Source organism: Actinophytocola sp., assembly GCF_036002505.1.
In the GTDB taxonomy this organism is placed as follows: domain Bacteria; phylum Actinomycetota; class Actinomycetes; order Mycobacteriales; family Pseudonocardiaceae; genus DASYTH01.
This window is the reverse complement of record NZ_DASYTH010000217.1, coordinates 1-19,175: the sequence shown is the minus strand read 5'-3', so window position 1 is coordinate 19,175 and position 19,175 is coordinate 1. Positions and strand designations below refer to the sequence as shown.

The 19,175-nt window shown below is 69.1% G+C and carries 18 protein-coding genes and 2 pseudogenes; 9 read left to right on the top strand and 11 right to left on the bottom strand.

Annotated elements, in window-relative coordinates:
- Positions 1-478: 478 nt before the first annotated feature.
- A complete protein-coding gene (locus tag VGR06_RS18535) occupies positions 479-5,029 on the bottom strand; it encodes a trypsin-like peptidase domain-containing protein (RefSeq protein ID WP_327560342.1) in 4,551 nt (1,516 codons plus the stop codon).
- A gap of 27 nt (positions 5,030-5,056) precedes the next feature.
- Positions 5,057-5,515 carry a tyrosine-type recombinase/integrase gene (locus VGR06_RS18530; protein WP_327560341.1) on the bottom strand — a complete coding sequence of 153 codons (459 nt, stop codon included), beginning with the start codon at positions 5,513-5,515 and terminating at the stop codon, positions 5,057-5,059.
- 394 nt (positions 5,516-5,909) lie between these two features.
- Here VGR06_RS18530 and VGR06_RS18525 point away from each other — a divergent pair, with 394 nt between their 5' ends.
- Complete coding sequence (locus VGR06_RS18525; protein WP_327560340.1) at positions 5,910-6,167, top strand: hypothetical protein; 258 nt, start codon at positions 5,910-5,912, stop codon at positions 6,165-6,167.
- Positions 6,140-6,379, top strand: a complete 240-nt coding sequence (locus VGR06_RS18520) for a hypothetical protein (protein ID WP_327560339.1) — start codon at positions 6,140-6,142, stop codon at positions 6,377-6,379. Before VGR06_RS18525 ends, VGR06_RS18520 begins: the two co-directional genes overlap by 28 nt.
- A 10-nt stretch (positions 6,380-6,389) precedes the next feature.
- Here VGR06_RS18520 and VGR06_RS18515 read toward each other — a convergent pair whose 3' ends face one another.
- The 6 genes and pseudogenes from VGR06_RS18515 to VGR06_RS18495 all read right to left on the bottom strand — a co-directional run bounded on the left by VGR06_RS18515 (position 6,390) and on the right by VGR06_RS18495 (position 9,470).
- The gene (locus tag VGR06_RS18515) at positions 6,390-7,061 is read right to left on the bottom strand and encodes a hypothetical protein (RefSeq protein WP_327560338.1); all 672 of its coding nucleotides are present in this window, start codon (positions 7,059-7,061) and stop codon (positions 6,390-6,392) included.
- 60 nt (positions 7,062-7,121) lie between these two features.
- Positions 7,122-7,388, bottom strand: a complete 267-nt coding sequence (locus VGR06_RS18510) for a hypothetical protein (protein WP_327560337.1) — start codon at positions 7,386-7,388, stop codon at positions 7,122-7,124.
- 64 nt (positions 7,389-7,452) lie between these two features.
- Positions 7,453-8,337 carry a GerMN domain-containing protein gene (locus VGR06_RS18505; RefSeq protein ID WP_327560336.1) on the bottom strand — a complete coding sequence of 295 codons (885 nt, stop codon included), beginning with the start codon at positions 8,335-8,337 and terminating at the stop codon, positions 7,453-7,455.
- Positions 8,338-8,627: 290 nt separating this feature from the next.
- Positions 8,628-9,002, bottom strand: coding sequence for a hypothetical protein (locus VGR06_RS18500; RefSeq protein WP_327560335.1), 375 nt, complete (start codon positions 9,000-9,002; stop codon positions 8,628-8,630).
- A gap of 106 nt (positions 9,003-9,108) precedes the next feature.
- Positions 9,109-9,345 (bottom strand): annotated as a pseudogene (locus VGR06_RS43930) (hypothetical protein); the annotation flags it as partial.
- Positions 9,252-9,470, bottom strand: coding sequence for a hypothetical protein (locus VGR06_RS18495; protein ID WP_327560334.1), 219 nt, complete (start codon positions 9,468-9,470; stop codon positions 9,252-9,254). The pseudogene VGR06_RS43930 and the gene VGR06_RS18495, both read right to left, overlap by 94 nt.
- Positions 9,471-9,617: 147 nt before the next feature.
- Here VGR06_RS18495 and VGR06_RS18490 point away from each other — a divergent pair, with 147 nt between their 5' ends.
- Complete coding sequence (locus VGR06_RS18490; protein WP_327560333.1) at positions 9,618-9,899, top strand: hypothetical protein; 282 nt, start codon at positions 9,618-9,620, stop codon at positions 9,897-9,899.
- A gap of 67 nt (positions 9,900-9,966) precedes the next feature.
- Here the strand turns inward: VGR06_RS18490 and VGR06_RS18485 are convergent, their stop codons facing one another.
- Complete coding sequence (locus VGR06_RS18485) at positions 9,967-10,236, bottom strand: DUF1876 domain-containing protein (RefSeq protein ID WP_327560332.1); 270 nt, start codon at positions 10,234-10,236, stop codon at positions 9,967-9,969.
- A gap of 835 nt (positions 10,237-11,071) precedes the next feature.
- Between VGR06_RS18485 and ppsA the strand changes: the two genes are divergently transcribed.
- Positions 11,072-13,348 (top strand): phosphoenolpyruvate synthase, encoded by a 2,277-nt coding sequence (gene ppsA / locus VGR06_RS18480; RefSeq protein WP_327560331.1) that lies wholly within the window; start codon positions 11,072-11,074, stop codon positions 13,346-13,348.
- Positions 13,349-13,358: 10 nt separating this feature from the next.
- Positions 13,359-14,621 carry an NAD(P)/FAD-dependent oxidoreductase gene (locus VGR06_RS18475; RefSeq protein WP_327560330.1) on the top strand — a complete coding sequence of 421 codons (1,263 nt, stop codon included), beginning with the start codon at positions 13,359-13,361 and terminating at the stop codon, positions 14,619-14,621.
- A 371-nt stretch (positions 14,622-14,992) separates the two neighbouring features.
- Here VGR06_RS18475 and VGR06_RS18470 read toward each other — a convergent pair whose 3' ends face one another.
- Complete coding sequence (locus VGR06_RS18470) at positions 14,993-15,304, bottom strand: hypothetical protein (RefSeq protein ID WP_327560329.1); 312 nt, start codon at positions 15,302-15,304, stop codon at positions 14,993-14,995.
- A 412-nt stretch (positions 15,305-15,716) separates the two neighbouring features.
- Here VGR06_RS18470 and VGR06_RS18465 point away from each other — a divergent pair, with 412 nt between their 5' ends.
- A complete protein-coding gene (locus VGR06_RS18465) occupies positions 15,717-16,121 on the top strand; it encodes an Hsp20/alpha crystallin family protein (protein ID WP_327560328.1) in 405 nt (134 codons plus the stop codon).
- 152 nt (positions 16,122-16,273) lie between these two features.
- The gene (locus VGR06_RS18460; protein ID WP_327560327.1) at positions 16,274-16,939 is read left to right on the top strand and encodes a GyrI-like domain-containing protein; all 666 of its coding nucleotides are present in this window, start codon (positions 16,274-16,276) and stop codon (positions 16,937-16,939) included.
- Positions 16,940-16,970: 31 nt separating this feature from the next.
- Here the strand turns inward: VGR06_RS18460 and VGR06_RS18455 are convergent, their stop codons facing one another.
- Positions 16,971-17,258 carry a hypothetical protein gene (locus VGR06_RS18455; protein WP_327560326.1) on the bottom strand — a complete coding sequence of 96 codons (288 nt, stop codon included), beginning with the start codon at positions 17,256-17,258 and terminating at the stop codon, positions 16,971-16,973.
- A gap of 253 nt (positions 17,259-17,511) precedes the next feature.
- Here VGR06_RS18455 and VGR06_RS18450 point away from each other — a divergent pair, with 253 nt between their 5' ends.
- Both VGR06_RS18450 and VGR06_RS18445 read left to right on the top strand, forming a co-directional pair.
- The gene (locus VGR06_RS18450) at positions 17,512-18,741 is read left to right on the top strand and encodes an MFS transporter (protein ID WP_327560325.1); all 1,230 of its coding nucleotides are present in this window, start codon (positions 17,512-17,514) and stop codon (positions 18,739-18,741) included.
- A 33-nt stretch (positions 18,742-18,774) separates the two neighbouring features.
- Positions 18,775-19,175, top strand: a pseudogene (locus VGR06_RS18445) (nitrate reductase subunit alpha); the annotation flags it as partial.

Here is a 19,175-nt window from a genome sequence, read left to right as displayed (position 1 = left end):
CTCCGTCCGAACCCCGGAGTTCTGTGACCCGGGTTCGACAGGAGCATCACCATCAGGAGCAGCCGCGGCCAGGGCATGGCACCAGGTGGGTGCGGCTTCCCGGCGCGGTTCACTCGTCAATGCTGGAGCCTGGCCACCGGTTTCTCAAGGTGCCTGACCCCGCGGCCACGAAGCGCGCACACGTGGCAGCGGGTCAGGCGTTGGTCAGCATGGGGCGTTGACCAATGCCCTGAAGGCGGCCTTCAGGACGCTCAACGTCCTGAAGGCCGCCTTCAGGGCAATGTGTCGACCGCCCAATAGTCACACCGGTCCCACCTGCCTCACCAGCCACGGCCCCGGCCGAACTGTCGCTCGTCCGGCATGGACCGCCGACCGTCACCAACGCTGCTGCTGTGCCTCTGCCGGGCACGGTGACGACACGGTGTCATCCATCGAGCCGTATGGATCCACGGATTCTTGCTGAGCCGTAGAGGGCACGTTATACCCGCAGGCCAGATGCTTCCGCCGGAATCACTCCCGTGAGTTCGATGGCGAGGAGGCCGGCGGATAGTCCGGCGATGAGGACGTTGGCCGTGTATTCCATTGCGTGTACGGGGTGATGCGCTTGGATTGCGTCGAGCATTCGACCGTTGGCGGGGTCCCAGATCCGTACCGTACGGTCCCTACCGCCGCTAGCGAGTAGTCTGCGACGGCCGGGTCCCGACACGCTGCACACCGCATAGACCCCATCGGTGTGGCCATTCAGGGTGTGCAGCAGAGTGGCGGTGTCGGGGTCCCAGATGCGCACGGTCTGGTCGCTGCCGGCGCTGGCGAGCAGGGTGCGTTGGCCGGGTGTGCGCAGGGCACACATGGCCCGTACCGCGTCGGTGTGACCGTTCAGGGTGTGCAGCAGAGTGGCGGTGTCGGGGTCCCAGATGCGCACGGTCTGGTCGCTGCCGGCGCTGGCGAGAAGGGTGCGGCCGCTGGGCGCGGCCAGCGCACACATGGCGTGTATTTCATCGGTGTGACCGTTCAGGGTGCGCAGCTGGGAACCGTTATCGAGGTCCCAGATGTGCACGGCGTGGTCTCTGCCGGCGCTGGCGAGCAGGGTGCGGCTGCCGGGCATGGGCAAGGTGCAGATTGTGTACAGCTCTGTGTGCCCCGTCAAGGTGCGCAGCGGGGTGCTTCCGTACCGCGGATCCCAGATCCGAATGGTGGGTGCACTGAAGCCGGCGCTGGCGAGCAGGGTGTGACCATCGGGGGTAGGCACGGCACATATCGTGTACGCACAAGTCCTGTCGGCCTGTATGGCGTGCACGCGGGTCCCGGTATCCCGATCCTTGATCAGAACCGCACCGTCGTCGCCACCGCCGCTGGCGATCAGGTCGCGACCGCCGGGCATCGGCAAGACACACAACGTGGTTACCCACAGGCGGTCACCTTCCACATAGGACTGCAGGATGGAGCGTGGTACCGGCCACGCCGGAATGATGCCGGCATCCGGCTCCCAGATTCGTACGGTCTTGTCTCTCCCGCCGCTGGCGACGAGGGTCTGGCCGCCGGGGGTGAGCAGAGCGCAGACTGTCGTCACATCAAGGTTGTGGCCTTTCATGACCGAGTGCATGAGGCCGGCGTCGGGATCCCAGATCCGCACGATCCCATCACTGTCGGCGCTGGCGAGCAGGGCGCGGCCGTCGGGGGTGGGCAGAGCGCACAATTCGTTTATCTGCCGTGCCCGGCTTTCCAGGGTATGGAGCAGGTTCCCTTGATGGGGGTCCCAGATCCGCACTTTTTCCGTGCCGGTGATCTGGAGATTGTCGCCGCCGGCGCTGGCGAGCAGGGCGCGGCCATCGGGGGTGGGTAGGGCGCAGACCGTGTTGACGACCTTGGCGTGGCCTCTCATGGTGTGCAGCGGGATGCCGGTCTCGGGATCCCAGATCCGCACGGTGTGGTCGGCGCTGCCGCTGGCCAGCAGGGTTCCGCCGGGCGTGGGCAGGGCGCAGACCGTCTTCACGGCGTCGCGGTGGCCTCTGAGGGTGTGCAGCACGCTTCCGGTTTCGATATCCCAGATCTGTATGCTCCCGCTGGGTTCGCCGCCACTGACCAGCCTTGCGCGACCGCCATTCGGCGCGGGCAACGAGCACAGTGCGCGAATCGGTGCGCAACCCTCCAGGGTCTGTAGCAGGCCGCTGTTGGCAGTGTCCCAGATTCTTATGCTTCCGTCGTCGCAACCGCTGACGAGCAGACTGCGGCCGTCGGACGCTGGCAGCACACATACCGCGTCTACGCTGCCGGTTTGACCTTCCAGTACAGCCCGCTCAGTTTGATGCCTGGTGGCCGCCCATCGGGCGCGGTACGGTCCCGGCGAGTTGCCCCTGGTATATGTGCTGCCCAGGTCCTCAAGAGTTTCGGTGACACTGAACATCGCCGTACGCGCTCGTGCGTCGGCGTTGATGGCGTGCGGCGTGAGACGCAGCAGCCGGGCTCTGTCGTGTCCAGCCTGCGTCGTGGCATGATCGCCGAGCGGAACCAGCCGCCGCAGGTCGGCGTGCAGGAGATATGCGGCGTCCGTGAGGAGTTCGTCGAGAATTCCAGCCTTGGCTGCGTGGACGGCCAGCGACCGGAGCAGGTATTGAGGGGCCTCGGTCCAGCCCCCTTTTTTGCGTCCATGGTCGATGAAGGCCCGAGTCAGGGCACGCTCGTCGTCTTTTCGCCGATCGTGCCGTGCGGAGTCGGCGAGCAGGGCGTCGTTGAGCGCTTGGTGGTACAGCCGGTAGGAGCGGTCGGCGCCGCGGTCGCCCGATTCCACCAGGAAGTTGGCGGCCGACGCGTGCGCGAACTCGGCCAGGTCGCAGCGGGGGACATGATGACGGGTAAGCGCCCCAATCGCGATCGTCCACATTTCCACGGTCAGTCCGGGCGCCTCGGCCAGGGCAAGTACGGTCAGCACGGTGGCCGCGGACAGTCCGGCGACCGGTGGGATGGGGCGCAGGTACTCGCGCAGCGCCTGCTCGACGCTCGGTGCGAAGGACAGCCGGTCGGGTTGGACAGCGGTGGTGTCCCACAGGCCGTGCCTGAGCGCGGTCAGTCCGGCGATCAGGAAGTTCTGGTCCGAAAGTGCAGCGATGCGGGCCGCAACCGGAGCGGCGACGTGCGGGTCAGCGTAGGGGTTATCGGTGCGTTCGTCCCCTGAAAGCTGAAGTGTGACGAGCGCGTACTCGGTCAGATCACGGATGTTGAAGTACTCGGGCTGGTCGAGGTCGATCAGCACAGTCGGATTGGTGAAGGTACGCAGCAGATCTCCGTCCGCGTCGGCCCGGCGTACACCAATCACGACCTGTCCCCCGACATCGGCGCAGTCTTCGGCCAACGGGGATGCGATCTCGCGAACGATCGACCGTGCCTCCGCCGGGGTTCTGGCTTGATCGACCGCGTCGATGACCACGTTGAACCGACTGCCACCGCGATCAGCCAACGCCTCCTGGATCGCCGGTACCAGGTCCTCGACCCGCTCGGGCAGGGCTGCCGACGCGGCAAGGGCAATCTCGGTGGCCACCTCCAGCGCGGTCTTGCCATCGGCATGCACGGCACACGCGACCGACCCCGTGGTGGCCCGTACCGCAGCGTCGTCGGCCGGCAACTCGGCCCGCAGCGTCGGGTCGGCGGTGGTCACGATCCGGCCTAGCACCGCGGACTTCCCGACCCCGGGAGAACCCGTGATCACCAACACCCGCCGGTCGGGCCCGGCACGGTCCAGCCAACCGACGATCTCGGTCAAGGCCCTGGTCCGGCCACAGAACCGGTAGCCGCGCTCGCTGTCGCGGATGACCCCGCGACCCCGGGGACGCCAGTGCCGCCGCGCCTGACGATCACCCGTCAGCGCCCAGCCCCACGCCCTCATCGCCTCCTCGCCAGCGTCGACGGCAGACGCCCGGGCGAGCTCGCGGAGGTTCTGGTCGGGGAAACTAAGGTCGGCTTGATGGAAGGTGACGGCCTCGCCGTCGCCCGCTTCATTCGCAGTGATGACTATGCCGACGACAGCCTGGTAGTCAGGTGACCACAGGCCCGCCCCGCTGAAGCCGGGGAGCACCCGATACCGGGACTCCGGCTCCCGGCGGCTGTCGATCCGTACGCACCCATCGGCGAGCGCCGCGCCGACTGTCCCTGACGCATCGTTGCCGTGCTGATAGCCGTCCGGGAACCCGAACGCCCACCAGCGCTTACCGACGAGCTCGGACGCTTTGGGACACCGAACCGGCGCGGCGGTAACACCTTCGGGTGCATCCTCCTCCAGGCTCAGCAACGCCAGATCATGCCTCTCGTCGGACGGCAGCGACAGCTCTGCCCGGCGTCGGCGCGACAACCCGCCATCCCACTTGGGGAACTCCACCCACAACGGCACGGAAGAGCCAGCATCGCAATCGGTAAGGGTATGGCGGCAGGTCAGCACCATACGGTCTGCGATCAGGACGCCCGTGCCGCACCGGTCGAGACCATCAGGGGACCGGTGGATCGTAGCGACCCAGGCGTCCTCCAGCGGGTAATGGGATTGTCCGGACGCCATCTCACCCTGCGTCCTCTGTCGCTTCAGGAGAAGGCGCCGTGCGATGGCATCGCCCAGCCGAGTAAGGTCAGACTCGAAGCTCCGATGCTTGACCTCCACAGCCTGCCGCATCACCAGCCCTTGGATGTCCTGAGGCAGCGTTTCGGACGCCGGCAACTCGACTCCGTCGAGCAGCACCGGGATGATGAGGATCTTACGTTCCAGCGCGCGGCGGATCTCCCGCCGCACCCAGTCGCCCTCGCGATCGAGCAGCCGGACACCAGTTCTGGTGTCTTCGCAGAGCCACTCCGGACCGATGAGCACCACCAGGATGTGAACTTCCTCCAGCGCGGCGCGGATGCTCTCCGGGTACTCCTCGCCGGGACCGATGGACTGATGGTCCAAGAAGACTCGGCCAGGGCCAAACTGGCGGGCAAGCCCATGGTATACAGCGGACGCGCCGAACCGCTCGTCCACCGTCCGGTAGGTCACGAACACGTCGAACACGCCCACATGATCCCGCATCCGTGTCGGCTACGACAAAACAGGTCCAGGTGGCAGCAGGCGATCTTGTGAGCTCGTGCGCCAGCCGTGCACCGGCGAGCCGCATTGGTCGGTCTCGCCCGGAGTGCCGAGGTCGCGTGTCCACAGCTCAATGCGCACCCACAGGTGGTCGTACCGACGTGAGGTAATCGGCTTGCCGTTGGTGTACCGCAGGAACTGCTCGTTCAGTGGCGCGTGACGTTGCTCGGCGTGGTGTTGCAGGTGGGCCATCAAGGTGAGGGAGACGGGTTGCCAGCGAATCGTTTCGCCTTTCTTCCGAAGTCGGATAAGGCATTGATCAGTGTCGAGGTCGGCGGGGGTGAGCGCCAATGCTCCGCCGCGCCTACATGCGGTTTCGGTGTGCAGCCGGAGAATCAGCGTGTCGAGCGTCGGATCTGTGCCGGTAGTCGCGGCTACCTGGTTGATTTCAGCAAGGCGGGTGTCCGGCACGGCTCGCCGGGTGGACGGTAGCCGCCGAGGCTTAGCGACTTTCAAAGCGGGGTTGCCCCCTGCTTTATGTGGCCGTCGTTTTCGGCGTGCCGGTAGATGCACCGTAGTGCGGCTATGAGGTGTTCAGCCGCGCTGCGGCCGCCTCCGGCGTTTCGGCGGCTGACGACATTGGTTTTGATGTGTTCGGCGAGTTGCTGAATCTCTGACGGTGTGGGTTCGTCCAATCGCCGACTACCCCGATGCTCGACAATGCGGTTCCAGTACGACCCGTACACGCGACGTGTTCCCTCGCTTACGGCGTCGTTAACGATGGGGACGTAGGCGGCGAACGTCGGCGCGTGCGGGCGTTCGGCAACACCCCGGCCTACATCGGCTGGTCATCGCCTCGCTCGGGTTGATCGGGCTGCCGGTGCATCTGGCCTCCTACCGCGAACGCGGCGTGCTGCGCCGGTTCCAGGCCGCCCGGATGCCGGCCCGGGTCAGCTACCACGTGCACTGGCCGGTCTCCTGGTGGGGCATGGGCCTGGCGATGATCCTCGGCACCATGACCTTCGCGGCCATCGGGGTGTTCCTCGGCGCGGTCCTGCCCACCGCCCGGGCGGCCCGGGGCGTCGGGGTGCTGCTGTGGTTCCTGATGCGCCGGCGCGACTGAAGACCGGTGGCACCGCGACGAGCACCGATTCCTCAAACGGCATCGCAAGGGAATTGGCCGACGTGCCGCTGGCGGTGTTCGGCATGGGGCCGCGCACGGACACCGAGGACGCCTGGCACCGCTCTTACGCCCAATTCCATCGCGCCCTGAGGAAGCACCGCTGGGCCGTCCAGGCCGTCGCCACGGTCGGGCAGGAATCACGGTCGCGATGAGGCAGTTGGCTTACCGCGTGATCAGGGCTCGGCCCAGGGCAAGTCGTGACTCCGCGTTCTGCAGCGCCACCGCCGAGATCACATGCAGCAGTGCGGGCTCGGGGTAGCCGGCATCCCGGAGGGTCTGCAGATCGGTCGGGCGCATCTGCCACGGCCGGCGGCTGAGCTTGCGGGCGAACGCGTCCAGAAGGGATTCCCTGTCATTGCGCGGTGAGTAGCCGGCCAGCTCGTCGGCGCGCCAGCGGTCGCAGCTCTCCTGTGCGGCGGCGCCCGCCAGCAGCCGGCGTTCCCGTTGGGTGATCGGCTCGTCGGAGTCGAACACGTACTCGCGCCACTGCCGCCAGGCCTCGCTCATCGCCGGGAAGCTCCGGAGCGTCCGGAACTCGCCGGTGATCTCCGGCCAGGTTGCCCGGTCCGGTCGGGTGACCGGTTGCCGGTCACGCTCAGGAGCGAACACCGGAAGGGGTGAGGCGTAGTCGAACTCGATGCCCGACGCGTCGGCCACTCGGGTCAGGTAATTGAACATGGCCACCACCGCGGCCATGGCCTCGATCGCCTCGGCCCCGACACCGTGCGGCGCGAGCTCGGGCGTGACCGACCACGGTTGGGCGGTCAGCGTGACGGCGAACCGGGCCAGCGCGGCACCGCGCTGCGGCAGCCGTTCGTCCTCACCCTTGAGCACGGCCTCGGGTAAGGCGGCATCGCCGCTGGCGACACGCAGAAACTCTGCGTGAGCTGACGTTCAATAGAAGCACTGATTGGTGCGCGAGGTGACGCTGCTGATCAGCTCCCGGTCCGCCCAGTCCAGCGCCGTGCGGTGCAACGATCCCGACACCGCGAACGTCCGCCGCATGAGCTCGGCATCCAAGCTGTGCGCCCGAATGATCCCGGGCGCGTCATCGTGCGGCGGGCGGTAGACATCCGGGATCGGCCGGGCGGCCATCGCCGCGTAGGTCTCCGCGAGCGCGCCCTCCGCGTCACGCCGCGAGATGGTCGCCAACCAGGCCATATCGCGCACTCTAGATCATGGCGTTCCGGTATGGCGAGCCTCCTGAATGCCGGCTGCCGGAGGGTCAGGGTTCCAGTTGCTCGGGGATTGAGTCGACCGGACCGTCGGGGCGTTCGGTTTTGCCGTCCTCGTCGTAGATCTTGACCCAGTCGACGGTGGGGAACTGTTTGAGTGTCGGGGTGATCTCGTTGGCGATGGTGATGACTGCGGAGCCGTCGCTGCTGATCGGTCCGAGCAGGCGGACATGCGCGACCTTCCCCTCGCTGACGCGCAGGTCGGCGAATCCGGTCGCGTGGCTGTCGACGAAGAGCAACCCGCGTTCCCGTTCGGCTTCGTTCGGGCCCTTGAACAACTCCTGGAGGGCGGCACCGGCCACGGCCGGCTTGGTGAGCCGGCGTTCGACCGCGGTCACCGGCGGGTCGATGCCGTTGATGATCTTCTGCTGGTCGGCGAAGTAGACCTGCCCGCAGTACCACGGGTTCTGGCCGGCGTGCGCGATGTCGATCACCAGCCGGTGACCGGGCAGCGCGTAGGCGCGGAACGGCGCCGGGTCGCCGGCCGGAGCCACCGCGATCCCGAACGACAGAACTGCCTCGAAATCGCCGGCCCGTCTCACCTGTCTGATGCGGGGAAGATTCGGCCGCAGGTCGAGATCCCCCGGCGGCACGGTCGGGTTGCCGTTCTCGTGGGCGGCGGCCCAGCGCATGGTCACGAGTAGCTTGGCGCCGGGAAGCATCGGCAGCGGGTTGCCGCTCGGGTCCTCGAGGATCTCCTCCTCATAGCTGACCGAAAATCCGGGCGTCGAGGTGTTGTCACGGAAGTCGAAAACCACCCGGTCGTAACCCTCGTCCGGGCGGGTGCCGGTTCGCACATCGACGAGAATCGCCGGCGGGCTGTTCGCCGGCGGTAGCAGCTCGATGACCGGTGACGTACAGGGTTGTGTTGGCATGATCGCTGTACTCCCTTCCATCACCGATGGTGTTGTCAAAGCTGGACACGGGGAAGAGGCGGAAGTCCCCGGTGCGTCAGGCTTTCTCAGCCCGATTGAACGGCCAATTCGCAGAGCCCATGAGTTTCGTCATTCACGTAGCCGGGCCTTTGGTCGGTGCGACGAGGGAACCGGTGCTCTGCCGGCGGGCTTTCACGTCGGGTTGTCTGAATGCGGTGACGACGGAGGAGGTCATCACCTCCGCGGCGTTGAGCCGCTGCGACGATCTCATCGCACAACTCCCGTGTGGGTCAACGGAATCGGCACAGCCCGCTGATGCCCTCGGCCGGCGCGCCGGGCAGGTCCGGATCCAGCACGCGGACCTGCGCGCCGGTGAGCAGGGCGGCGCGGACCGCCACGTCGGTCAGCGGGCCGCGGTCGTGCCGGGTCCAGGACGGCGGCGGCGTTCGGGTGGTCGGCAGGATCTGCGCGGGTTCCGGCCCGAACCAGGCGGTTCGGTCGTCGTCGCGGCCGGCGGTCACCAGCAGCACCGCGACCCGGCCGGTGGCCAGCGTCTCGTCGGTCCCGGCCACGGCCAGCCCGTGGGGCGAGCTCTCCTCGGCGAATCGGGCCAACAGGTCGGCCGTCCATTGCGCGGCGGTGGACCGGGCGATCCCGGCGACCACCTCGGGCCGGTGCGGCTGCGAGCCGTCGGGGCTGCGGCTGCCGGATGGTGACGGTGTCGCGCACCCACGCCGGGAGTCGTTCGGTCAGGAGCTGCACGGCGCGGACGTCGCCGGAGACCACCAGCAGCCGGGCACCGCTCTCGCGCAGTTCACGCTCGGCTGCCCGGGCGACCGCACCGGCGCGGTGCTGGTAGCGCGGCTGCGCCCAGCCGCCCGGGGCGTTGCGCTCGATCTCGTCGTCCGGACCGCTCACCGACCGGCGGCGCGGTGGCTGGCAGCCGCCGGCCGCGAGGGTTGCCTCATCCGCTCCGGCCTGCGGAGCCGTCCGGACGGGCCATGCCACCGGGCATGCCACTCCACGACGCCACCCGGCATGTGTCCGAAGTAGACGGATGTGGTGCCGCTGGTGGCCCGAAGCACGTCGAGGATCGCCTGCTCGTCGGGCAGGGAGATCGTTCTGGTGGACATCGTGCTCCTGTTCTCCGCGTCGAGATGTTCATCGTGGGCCCGTTCCGCGGCCGGTTGAATCGGTCCTTGGCCACCGCCCACCGGGACCTTCGCCCCTGCTCGGCGTGCCGGCCCGGTGCCAGAGTCAAGGTGTCCAAGGGAGGAACCATGAGCCACCCCGCACCGCGAAAGCATGCCCGCGTCCACATCGGACACCATGTGCGCGCACCCGCGGACTACGCCCACGACAGCATCGCCGCGGTCCTGCGCGAGGCCCCGGAGCCGGTGCGATTCGCCTGCGTCCGGCTGATCCGGCACGATGGTCCGGTTGTGGCGCAGGCCAAGCTGGACCTGGCCGGCCGTGCGGTACAGGCCAGTGCCACCGCCGCCACGCCGTGCGACGCCGTCGACCTGCTCGCCGAGCGGTTGCGGCACCGCCTCGCGTCCTGACGCTTCCCTTCCCACGCAATGGGTTCGCCCGCCACCCGGAAGGGGGGTGGCGGGCGGTGCCTGGCGGTCAGCTGAACAGCTGGACCGGGTGGTGGGTGATCGCCTCGATGTCCTTGACGGTGGCGTCGAGCAGTTGATGGGCCAGGTCGGACAGCGCGCGGGCGACGGCGAGCTCGTCACCGATCTCCGGCACGTTGGTGTCCGCGGGGTTGAGCCGGGCAAGGCCGACCCCGACCAGCTTGGTCTCGTCCGGGTTGTGTAGCCGTGCCCGGGCCCGGGTGCGCGCGTCGTGCTCGTCGATGTAGATGTCCACTCGCCACTGTTTCGCTTGGGTCATGGTTATCGCCTCCTCCTCACAGCGTGCAGCTGGCCAGGCCGGCCGCGGAGGGGCGAAGGTCCCTCGGGTTCAGGGAACCTGGTCGCGAGCCTCGGCGTCGCCGGTGCCGCGGCGACTCGACGATGGCCTCGTGTCGTCGGACACCGCGTACCGGTGATGAACGCACGGATCCGCCAGGTGCGTGCCGGCCCGGTGAGGAGCCAGATCTCCGGCGCATGTCCTCCCTGATCGATACGAACGCTCATGTTTGGGGTCATCGTCCGTTGGTGCCATGCCGGGCAGGAAACTGATCGCCTCGGTGTTCGGCCGGCGTGGGCCTTGCGGCAGGAATTCGGTAGCGGTGAGCAGGACCGCACTCGCGCCTCGCCGGCCCGTAGTCGGGACCGGGTCGTCGTTGGGGGTGGCGAGTACGAGCAGTTCCCCGCAGCACCCTTCACCGGTGACGGGGTCCTAGCCGCGAGCTCGCCAACGCCCGGTCCAGCGGGCCAGTTCGGCGCTGTACTCGGAGCTGTCTGCATCCCGATGTCCTCTTCGGACGGACAGTGCGGGGTGCGGTTCGAGGGCCACCAGACGAACCAAAGTCCTTTGGACGCTATCGCGCCGGCATAGGCCACTCGTACTCCTGGCGTACCTTCACCTTCCGCCGTGGCCGGCCGAGGTGGCAGAACAGGAGACCCGGTGCGAGCGGGACCGCCGGCGCGGTCTGGCCCGACAGGGACGGAGGTCCCGGGTCGGCAGGGACGAGCGGTGTGGTCGCGGGGTCCGTCGGACTCTCACGCGCGGGCGCGGGGTCCAGCACGGTAGAGGCAGGATTGTTGACGGAATCGAGGAAGTTATGGGCTACGTGCGGGATTTCGCTCACATTCGGGTCACCGACGCCGAGGAGGCCGGTGGCAAGGGCGCGAACCTGGGGGAGTTGGTGTCGGCCGAGCTGCCGGTGCCGCCGGGGTTCGTCGTGTTGCGAGACGCTTATCTGGATTCGATGGAGCGTGCCGGGGTGCGCGCCGAGCTCGCCGCGGCGCACGACGAGGCCATGTCCCTGGTGGACGAGGACAGGTTGGCCGCGGCGAGTGAGCGGATGCAGGAGTTGGTGGTCAAGGCGGGGATGAGCCCGCAGGCGCGGGAGCAGGTGCTGGCCGCCTACCAGAACCTGGGCAGTGACCTGTATGTGGCGGTGCGCTCGTCGGCGACGGGAGAGGACGGCGCCGATGCCTCGTTCGCCGGGATGAACGCGACGTTCACCAACGTGCGCGGAGCCGACGACCTGATCGGCCGGGTGGTGGACTGCTGGGCGTCGCTGTTCGGTGCCCGGGTGGTGGCCTACCGGGCCAGCCGGGGATTCAATGCCGAGCCGGCGATCGCCGTGGTCGTCCAGAAAATGGTGAAGTCCGAGCGGTCCGGCGTGGCGTTCACCGCCGATCCCAGCAACGGCAACGTGGACCAGATCGTGGTCGAGGGTGCGCTGGGGCTGGGCGAGGTCGTGGTGAGCGGGTCGGTTGAGCCGGACACCTACGTGCTGGCCAAGGACGGTTTGCGGGTGCTGCGGACCCGGGTGGGCAGACAGGCCTACCAGCTGGTCCGCGGCCCGGATGGCGGGGACGTGCGGATCGATCTCGATGAGGACACCGCCACCGCCCGGGTGCTCACCGACGACCAGATTCTGGAGGTGGCCCGGTTGGCGGCGGCGGTCGAGGCGCACTACGGGTCGCCGCAGGATGTGGAGTGGGCGATCGAGGACGGCCGCACCTGGTTGGTGCAGGCCCGGCCGATCACCACGCTCGGCACGGCCAAGGCCGAGGAGTCCGAGCCGGCCGACCTGGAGCCGCTGGTGAGCGGTCTGGCCGCGTCGCCGGGCCGGGTGGCCGGGACGGTGCGGGTGCTGACCGTGCCGCAGCAGGGAAAGCGGCTGCGCGACGGTGAGGTGCTGGTGGCGCCGATGACCAACCCGGACTGGGTGCCGACGATGCGCCGGGCCGGCGCGCTGGTGACCGACAGCGGCGGGATGACCTGCCACGCGGCGATCGTGGCCCGCGAGCTGGGCGTGCCGTGCGTGGTCGGCACCGGCACCGCGACCACCGACCTGACCGACGGCCAACTGGTCACTGTGGACGGTTCGCTGGGTGAGGTCCTTGCCGGCGACCAGACCCGGAAGAGCACCACGACCGCGCCCGTCGTGGCGGTGGCGCCGGCCGCGGTGGAGTCCACCGGCACCAAGGTGTACGTGAACCTGGCCATCGCGGAGCGGGCGGAAGCCGTTGCGGCGCTTCCGGTTGACGGCGTGGGTCTGCTGCGAGCGGAGTTCATGCTGACCGAGGCCCTCGGCGGCCAGCACCCGCGGGACCTGCTGGCGAACGGTGGGCAGGAGAAGTTCGTGTCGGCGATGTCCCGCTCGCTGCTGCGGATCACCCAGGCGTTCAACCCGCGGCCGGTGATCTACCGGGCGATTGACTTCCGCACCAACGAGTTCCGTGGCCTGACCGGCGGCGAGGCCTATGAGGCGCAGGAGAGCAACCCGATGATCGGCTACCGGGGCTGCTACCGCTACGTCCGCGAGCCCGAGCTGTTCACCCTGGAGCTCAGCGCGCTGGCCCGGGTGCGAGAGCACACCCCGAACCTGCACCTGATGATCCCCTTCGTGCGCACGAAGTGGGAGCTGGAGGCCTGCCTGGAGCTGATCGACGCCAGCCCGCTGGGGCGGCACCGCGGCATGCACCGCTGGGTCATGGCCGAGGTCCCCTCCGTCGTGCACTGGCTGCCCGAGTACGTCGGGCTCGGCATCGACGGAGTGTCCATCGGCAGCAACGACCTCACCCAGCTCATGCTCGGCGTGGACCGCGACTCGGAGACCTGCGCGGAGCTGTTCGACGAGTCCGACCCGGCCGTGCTCGACGCCATCGGTCAGATCGTCGGCACCGCCCGCCGCCTGGGCATCACCAGTTCCCTGTGCGGGCAGGCGCCGTCCACCCAGCTCGGTTTCGCCGAGCGCCTGGTGCGCATGGGCATCACGTCGATCTCGGTCAACCCCGACGTCGTCTGTGTCGCCCGGGCCACCATCGCCGCCGCCGAACGCCGGCTGCTGCTCGACGGTGCGCTGCGCACCCCTGAACGGTAAGGAGAAAGCCATGCCCCCGACCCGTGTCGCGGTGCTGGGAAGTGGGTTCGCCGGATTGGAGACCGCGTTCCTGTTGCGGTCGCTGCTGGACGACGACCAGGTCCGGGTGACCCTGGTGTCCGACCGGGACGACTTCCTGTTCAAGCCGAACACGATCTACCTGCCGTTCGGCGGCGCCGAGGGACCACTGCACATCCCGCTGCGCAAACCGCTGGCGCGCCAGCACATCACCCACCGGATCGGCGCCGTCGAGGGGATCGACCCGGACCGGGGCGTGGTGCACGCCAGCCGCGGCCTGCCGATCCACTACGACCGGCTGGTGATCGCCACCGGGGCCACCATGCGCCCGGAGGAGATCCCCGGGATGGCCGAGCACGCGCACCAGATCTGGACCCCGGCCCAGATGCACCGGCTGGGCGAGGCCCTGCAGTGGGTGGCCCAGCACGCCGCCCACGGCCGGCCGCAACGCGTGCTGTTCCTGGTGCCGCCCAACAACAAGTGCGCCGGACCGCTCTACGAACTCGTGTTCATGCTGGACACCTGGCTGCGCCGGCGCGACGTTCGGCACGAGGTGGACATCACGTTCACCACCTACGAGCGCTCGTTCATCCAGGCGTTCGGGCCGCGCCTGGACGAGGTGGTGACCGCCGAGTTCGCCGACCGCGAGATCCACGGGCACACCGGCGCGGTGGTGACCAAGGTGGGCGACGGGCAGGTGGCCTACTCCGACGGCACGGAGCGGGAGTTCGACCTGCTGGTCGCCTTCCCGCCCTACGTCGCCGCGGTGCGCTACGACGGTCTGCCCGCCGATGACCGCGGGTTCCTCGCCTGCGATCCGGGCACCCGGGCGGTCGCCGGCCATCCGGAGATCTTCGCGCCCGGTGATGCCGGTGACTTCCCGGTCAAGCAGGCGTTCCTGGCGTTCCTGCAGGCCGACGCGGTGGCCGGCACCATCGCCGCGGAGGTCCGGGGGTCCACACCGGACAGTGTGTTCGAGCCGGTCAGCATGTGCGTCATGGAGATGCTCGACAAGGCGACCTTCGCCCAGGTTCCGCTCATCCTGACCGGTGATGCGGCCGCACCGGTCGCGGTGGACCCGGCGGCCCCGGAGGCCTACCGGGTCGGCACCGGGAAGATCTGGCGCCTGGGCAAGAAGACCCTCGGCCTGTACCTGCCGATGCGGTTCCGCCGTGGGCGGCCGTTCCACGCCGGCGCCCCCTGGCGGGCGATGGAGCTCGGTCTGCGGGCCGGCTCCCGGTGGCTGGCCAGCTGATGCCGACCGCCTCAGCCGAGTGCGGTCTGACCGTTGCGGTGACCGGCCCGACCGGAACGTTCGGGTTCGGGCTGGTCCCGCTCCTGCAGGCGGACGGCCGGATCGAGTGGATCATCGGCACAGCCCGCCGCCCATTCGATCCGGCCGCGCGCGGCTGGTCCAAATGGACTACCGGCGCGGCGACGTACACAACCTGTACACCCTCGAGATGGAAACCCCGTTACACCGCAGGGGAAGCACCTCGTGAAGCGCTCGGGCGGGGCTAGTGCCATAAAGGACTCCTTCGGGGTGTTCAGCGTCCCGAAGGAGTCCCTCATGGCACTTACGGTTGCGCGCCACCACGCTGGCCGGACCGGCCGCGCTCGCCTCGGTCAGGCGCGGCGGCTCCAGTCCGGCTCGACCTTGGCCCACGCGCGGCCCCAGGAGGCCGACCGGTGGTGGTTGAGGCCGGCGACCGCCGCGAAGTAGGCGGCGGTCAGCAACCCCACGGCGGACAGCCAGATCAGCGCGGCGGCCGTGATCCCGGCAGCGGTGGCGTCGCCGAGGTCGAGCGGCTGGCTGACGACGTTTCCGTTCTGGTCCAACCAAGTCTGCGCCTCGTCGCCGGCCCGCAGGCCGCTGGTGGCCGGCACGATCCCGACCCGGGTGCCCTCGGGCAGCAGCCAGTGTGCCCGGACCGGCACTCCTCGCCCTGCGACGGAACATGACCCGTCCACGATCGCCTCACCGGCCGTCGGCAAGGCAGAGTCCGAGGTCGCCCACCGGCCGTGACGGGTGTCCCGGCGGCACGGGGACCAATGGCCCTGTGCGGCCCGGCGAACGGGGTCGACAGTATGGACTAGATGATCTGCAGGCGTTCCTGCGTGAGGTGATCCCGTTCTACGAGTGGGCCGGGCGGGATCCGCGTCCGGCTGCTGTGGGACGTGGTCGAGCCGGACCTACCGCGTCTGGTAGGGAATCAGCCGACCCCTTCTGTCTGATGTGGACGGTCCTGATCCGAAGGTCCCGGGTAATTGGGGTCGTGCCGCTCTGGGTGCGTGGTGGGCGACGGCGTTAGCTGAAAGTGGAGCGACAGACGAGGAGAAAGGAGTGGAAGTGACAAGCCTGGTTCCGCATCCGACCCTCTTCCCGGACCTGTTCCGGGTCCTGGAGGGCGGTTGGCCGTTCACCCAGTTCGGTGATCGTCATCTGGCGCGGATCGAGCACTACCGGGACAACGGCAATTACGTGCTGCGTGCGGAGCTGCCGGGGATGGACCCGGAGAAGGACATCCACGTCACTGTGGAAGGCAACGACCTGGTCGTCACGGCGGAGCGGACCGAGGAGAAGCACGACGAAACCCACAGTGAGTTCTCCTACGGATCGTTCGCCAGGAGCGTCCGGCTGCCCGTCGGTGCCGACACCGGCAACGTCAAGGCCGGCTACCGCGCCGGCATCCTCGAGGTGACTGTGCCGATCAAGGAGGAGGTGAAGGGCCGCCAGATCCCGGTCAGCGGGTAACCGCGTGACCGCGTGACACGGCGGGTGCATCGGCCGATGCACCCGCCGTTCGGCGTCTTGTCCGCTCCCGGTCGGAGACCCGACCTAGGTCCCCGGCGTCACGGGTCCAACGACGGCGGCGCGGGGGAACGGTGAATGCCTACGGTGCGGTTATGACGGTGCAGGATGTGCTCCCCGCTTTGCTTTACCGGGCACGGCAGCGACGAATCGACCTGGTGGACGTGCCGGAGCTGGGCTATCTGATGATCAGGGGCCGGGGTGCACCGGAGGACCCCGAGTTCGGCGCCGCGGTTCAGGCTCTCTACGCGGTCAGCTACGGTGCGCACTTCGAGCTGCGCAAGCGGAACGGCTGGGCGCCGCGGATGACGCCGCTGGAGGCGCTGTGGTGGGTCGACGACCCGGACCTGGCCGACACCATGGCGGCGATCGTGCGCGGGGAGACGATCGCGGTGGACACCGACCGGGCGTGCTGGCGGTGGCAGGCAATGATCGTGCAGCCGGAGCCGCTCGATGCCAGAACCGTCACCGACGCGGTCGCGCGGGTCCGGTCGGCCAAGGACCTGCCGGCCGTCGACCGGCTCCGCTACGAGCGGTGGACCGAGGGCCGGTGCGCCCAGTTGCTGCACGTCGGCCCGTACGTGACGGAGTGGCCGTCGATCGTCCGGCTGCACCAGGAAATCGCCGCGCTGGACTACCGCCCGCACGGCCGGCACCACGAGATCTACCTGAATGATCCGTGCCGCACCGAGCCGGAGCGGCTGCGCACGATCCTGCGCCAACCGATCGAGCCCGTGCCCGTCCAGGAAGGACTCCGGTGACGCGGCTCGACCGGCCCGGCCCGACAACCGATCAGTCCAAGGGGCGGTAAGCGGTCGCCGAGGTTGTGCCCAACGTGCCACCGATCAGCAACCTGCACCCGGTCGTGCGGCACCTCCGGGTGCGATGAATGCGTCTTTCCTCGCGCTGGGCGTGATGAAAGCGTCGTTCACCGCACTTCGGAGTGTGCACGGTCAGCAGGTCGAGGTCGCGGGCGGCTCGCCAGGTCCGGTCCGGAGCGGCGTGCACCAGTCGGTGCTCGGCGATCTCCACGTCCCAGCGGGGCAGGCTGGCATCGATGATCAGCTTTTCGTCACTCATGATCGGCTCCCTGGCTATGTCCGCAACCCACGCTGCGCCCACGCCGGCCGCCGCGGCAGAGACCTTCGGTCTGCCGGTCGCGACCGAACGTCCCTCGGATGCCGGCCGCGATGCTCGTCCGAGTCGACCCGAGATGGGTGAGGACGTTGGTCCCTGATCGGGAGAGCCTTTGATCACTGTCACGCCCCGGCCGGCCGGCGGAGGCTGACCCGGGCGGTGCCGAGGGCCGGCCGCGGTGAAAGGCGGGGTGAGGATGACGACGACCGGCCTGTCGCGAGGCGTTGGTGCCGGTCCGGCGGTCGGCGGCCGGCGGGTGATGATGCTGGGCCTGGCCACGACGGGGTTCGCGGTGAACTTCTGGGCCTGGGCGCTGCTGAGCCCGCTGGGCCCGCGGTTCAAGGATTCGCTGGGGTTGAGCGCTTTCCAGCAGGCGTTGGTGGTGGCGGTACCGGTGGTGGTGGGCTCGGTCGGGCGGATTCCGGTGGGGGCGTTGACGGATCGGTACGGCGGGCGGGTGATGTTCCCGCTGATCACCGTGATCACGATCGTGCCGGCGCTGTTTCTGGGCCTGGTCGGGCATTCCTCGCTGACGGCGCTGCTGGTCGGCGGGTTCTTTCTCGGGGTGGGCGGCACGGCCTTCGCGGTGGGGGTGCCGTTCGTGAGTGCCTGGTTCCCGCCGGAGCGGCGGGGGTTGGCCATCGGCGTCTTCGGTGCGGGAATGGGTGGGACCGCGATCAGTGCGCTGACGACCGTGAATTTGGTGCGCGCGGGCGGGGTGGCCACGCCGTTCGTGGTGACGGCCCTGGCCCTGGCGGCCTACGCGGTCGTGGCGGCGGTGGCGCTGCGCGACGCGCCGGGGCGGCCGGTACCGGTGGAGTCGCTGTGGCGCCGGCTGGTCCACATCACCAGGTTGGCGGTGACCTGGCAGGCGTCGGTGTTGTATGCGGTGGTGTTCGGTGGATACGTGGCCTTCTCGGTGTATCTGCCCGCGTACCTGCGGACCGGGTACGGGCTCGAGCAGGCGGACGCGGCCAACCGGATGGCGGGGTTCGTTCTGGTCGCGGTGGTGATGCGACCCCTGGGTGGCTGGTTGTCCGACCGGGTGGGTCCGGTCCGGGTCCTGGGGCTCGCGCTGGGTGTGGTCGCCGCGGGGGCCGCGCTGCAGGCGTTCGCGCCGGCGTTGATGCCGTTGGGCACGGTCGCGTTTCTGTCCATGGCGGCGGCGCTCGGAGCGGGGAGCGGGGCGGTGTTCGCGCTGGTGGCGTTGCTGGCCCCGGCCAACCGGGTGGGGGCGATGACCGGTGTGGTCGGCGCGGCCGGCGGGCTGGGTGGGTTCCTGCCGCCGCTGGTGATGGGCGCGGTGTACGGCGCGCTGGGGTCCTACGCGCTCGGGTTGGCGGCGCTGGCGGTCGTCGCCGCGGGCCTGCTGGTCTTCACGCTGACCGCCGTGCGGGTCCAGGTGTTGCGGCAGGCGTCGTCGTGACCGAGCGTGCGAGGTGATGGAGTGAGCGGTGGCTTGGACAACGAGTTGGTGGACGCTCTGGTGCGGACCCGGCGATTCTTCACCCGCGCCGAGATATCGCCGGATTTGCGGACGCTGCACAAGATCGGTGGGCGGCAGGCGGACGAGTTCTACCGGGACCGGTGGAGCCATGACAAGGTGGTGCGCTCGACGCACGGGGTGAACTGCACCGGGTCGTGCTCGTGGAAGGTGTACGTCAAGGACGGGATCATCACCTGGGAGGCGCAGCAGACCGACTACCCGTCGGTGGGTCCGGATCGCCCGGAGTACGAGCCGCGGGGGTGTCCGCGGGGTGCGGCGTTCTCCTGGTACACCTACTCGCCGACCCGGGTGCGTTACCCGTATGTGCGCGGTCTGCTGCTGGAGATGTTCCGGGAGGCGAAGGCGCGCACGGG

What these genes read in the sequence shown, in the direction of transcription:
- VGR06_RS18510 (WP_327560337.1), bottom strand. Translation starts at nt 7,388, where the DNA reads ATGGCCTGGTTGGCGACCATCTCGCGGCGTGACGCGGAGGGCGCGCTC.
- VGR06_RS18505 (WP_327560336.1), bottom strand. Translation starts at nt 8,337, where the DNA reads ATGCCAACACAACCCTGTACGTCACCGGTCATCGAGCTGCTACCGCCG.
- VGR06_RS18495 (WP_327560334.1), bottom strand. Translation starts at nt 9,470, where the DNA reads ATGTCCACCAGAACGATCTCCCTGCCCGACGAGCAGGCGATCCTCGAC.
- VGR06_RS18490 (WP_327560333.1), top strand. Translation starts at nt 9,618, where the DNA reads ATGAGCCACCCCGCACCGCGAAAGCATGCCCGCGTCCACATCGGACAC.
- VGR06_RS18485 (WP_327560332.1), bottom strand. Translation starts at nt 10,236, where the DNA reads ATGACCCAAGCGAAACAGTGGCGAGTGGACATCTACATCGACGAGCAC.
- ppsA (WP_327560331.1), top strand. Translation starts at nt 11,072, where the DNA reads ATGGGCTACGTGCGGGATTTCGCTCACATTCGGGTCACCGACGCCGAG.
- VGR06_RS18475 (WP_327560330.1), top strand. Translation starts at nt 13,359, where the DNA reads ATGCCCCCGACCCGTGTCGCGGTGCTGGGAAGTGGGTTCGCCGGATTG.
- VGR06_RS18460 (WP_327560327.1), top strand. Translation starts at nt 16,274, where the DNA reads ATGACGGTGCAGGATGTGCTCCCCGCTTTGCTTTACCGGGCACGGCAG.
- VGR06_RS18455 (WP_327560326.1), bottom strand. Translation starts at nt 17,258, where the DNA reads ATGAGTGACGAAAAGCTGATCATCGATGCCAGCCTGCCCCGCTGGGAC.
- VGR06_RS18450 (WP_327560325.1), top strand. Translation starts at nt 17,512, where the DNA reads ATGACGACGACCGGCCTGTCGCGAGGCGTTGGTGCCGGTCCGGCGGTC.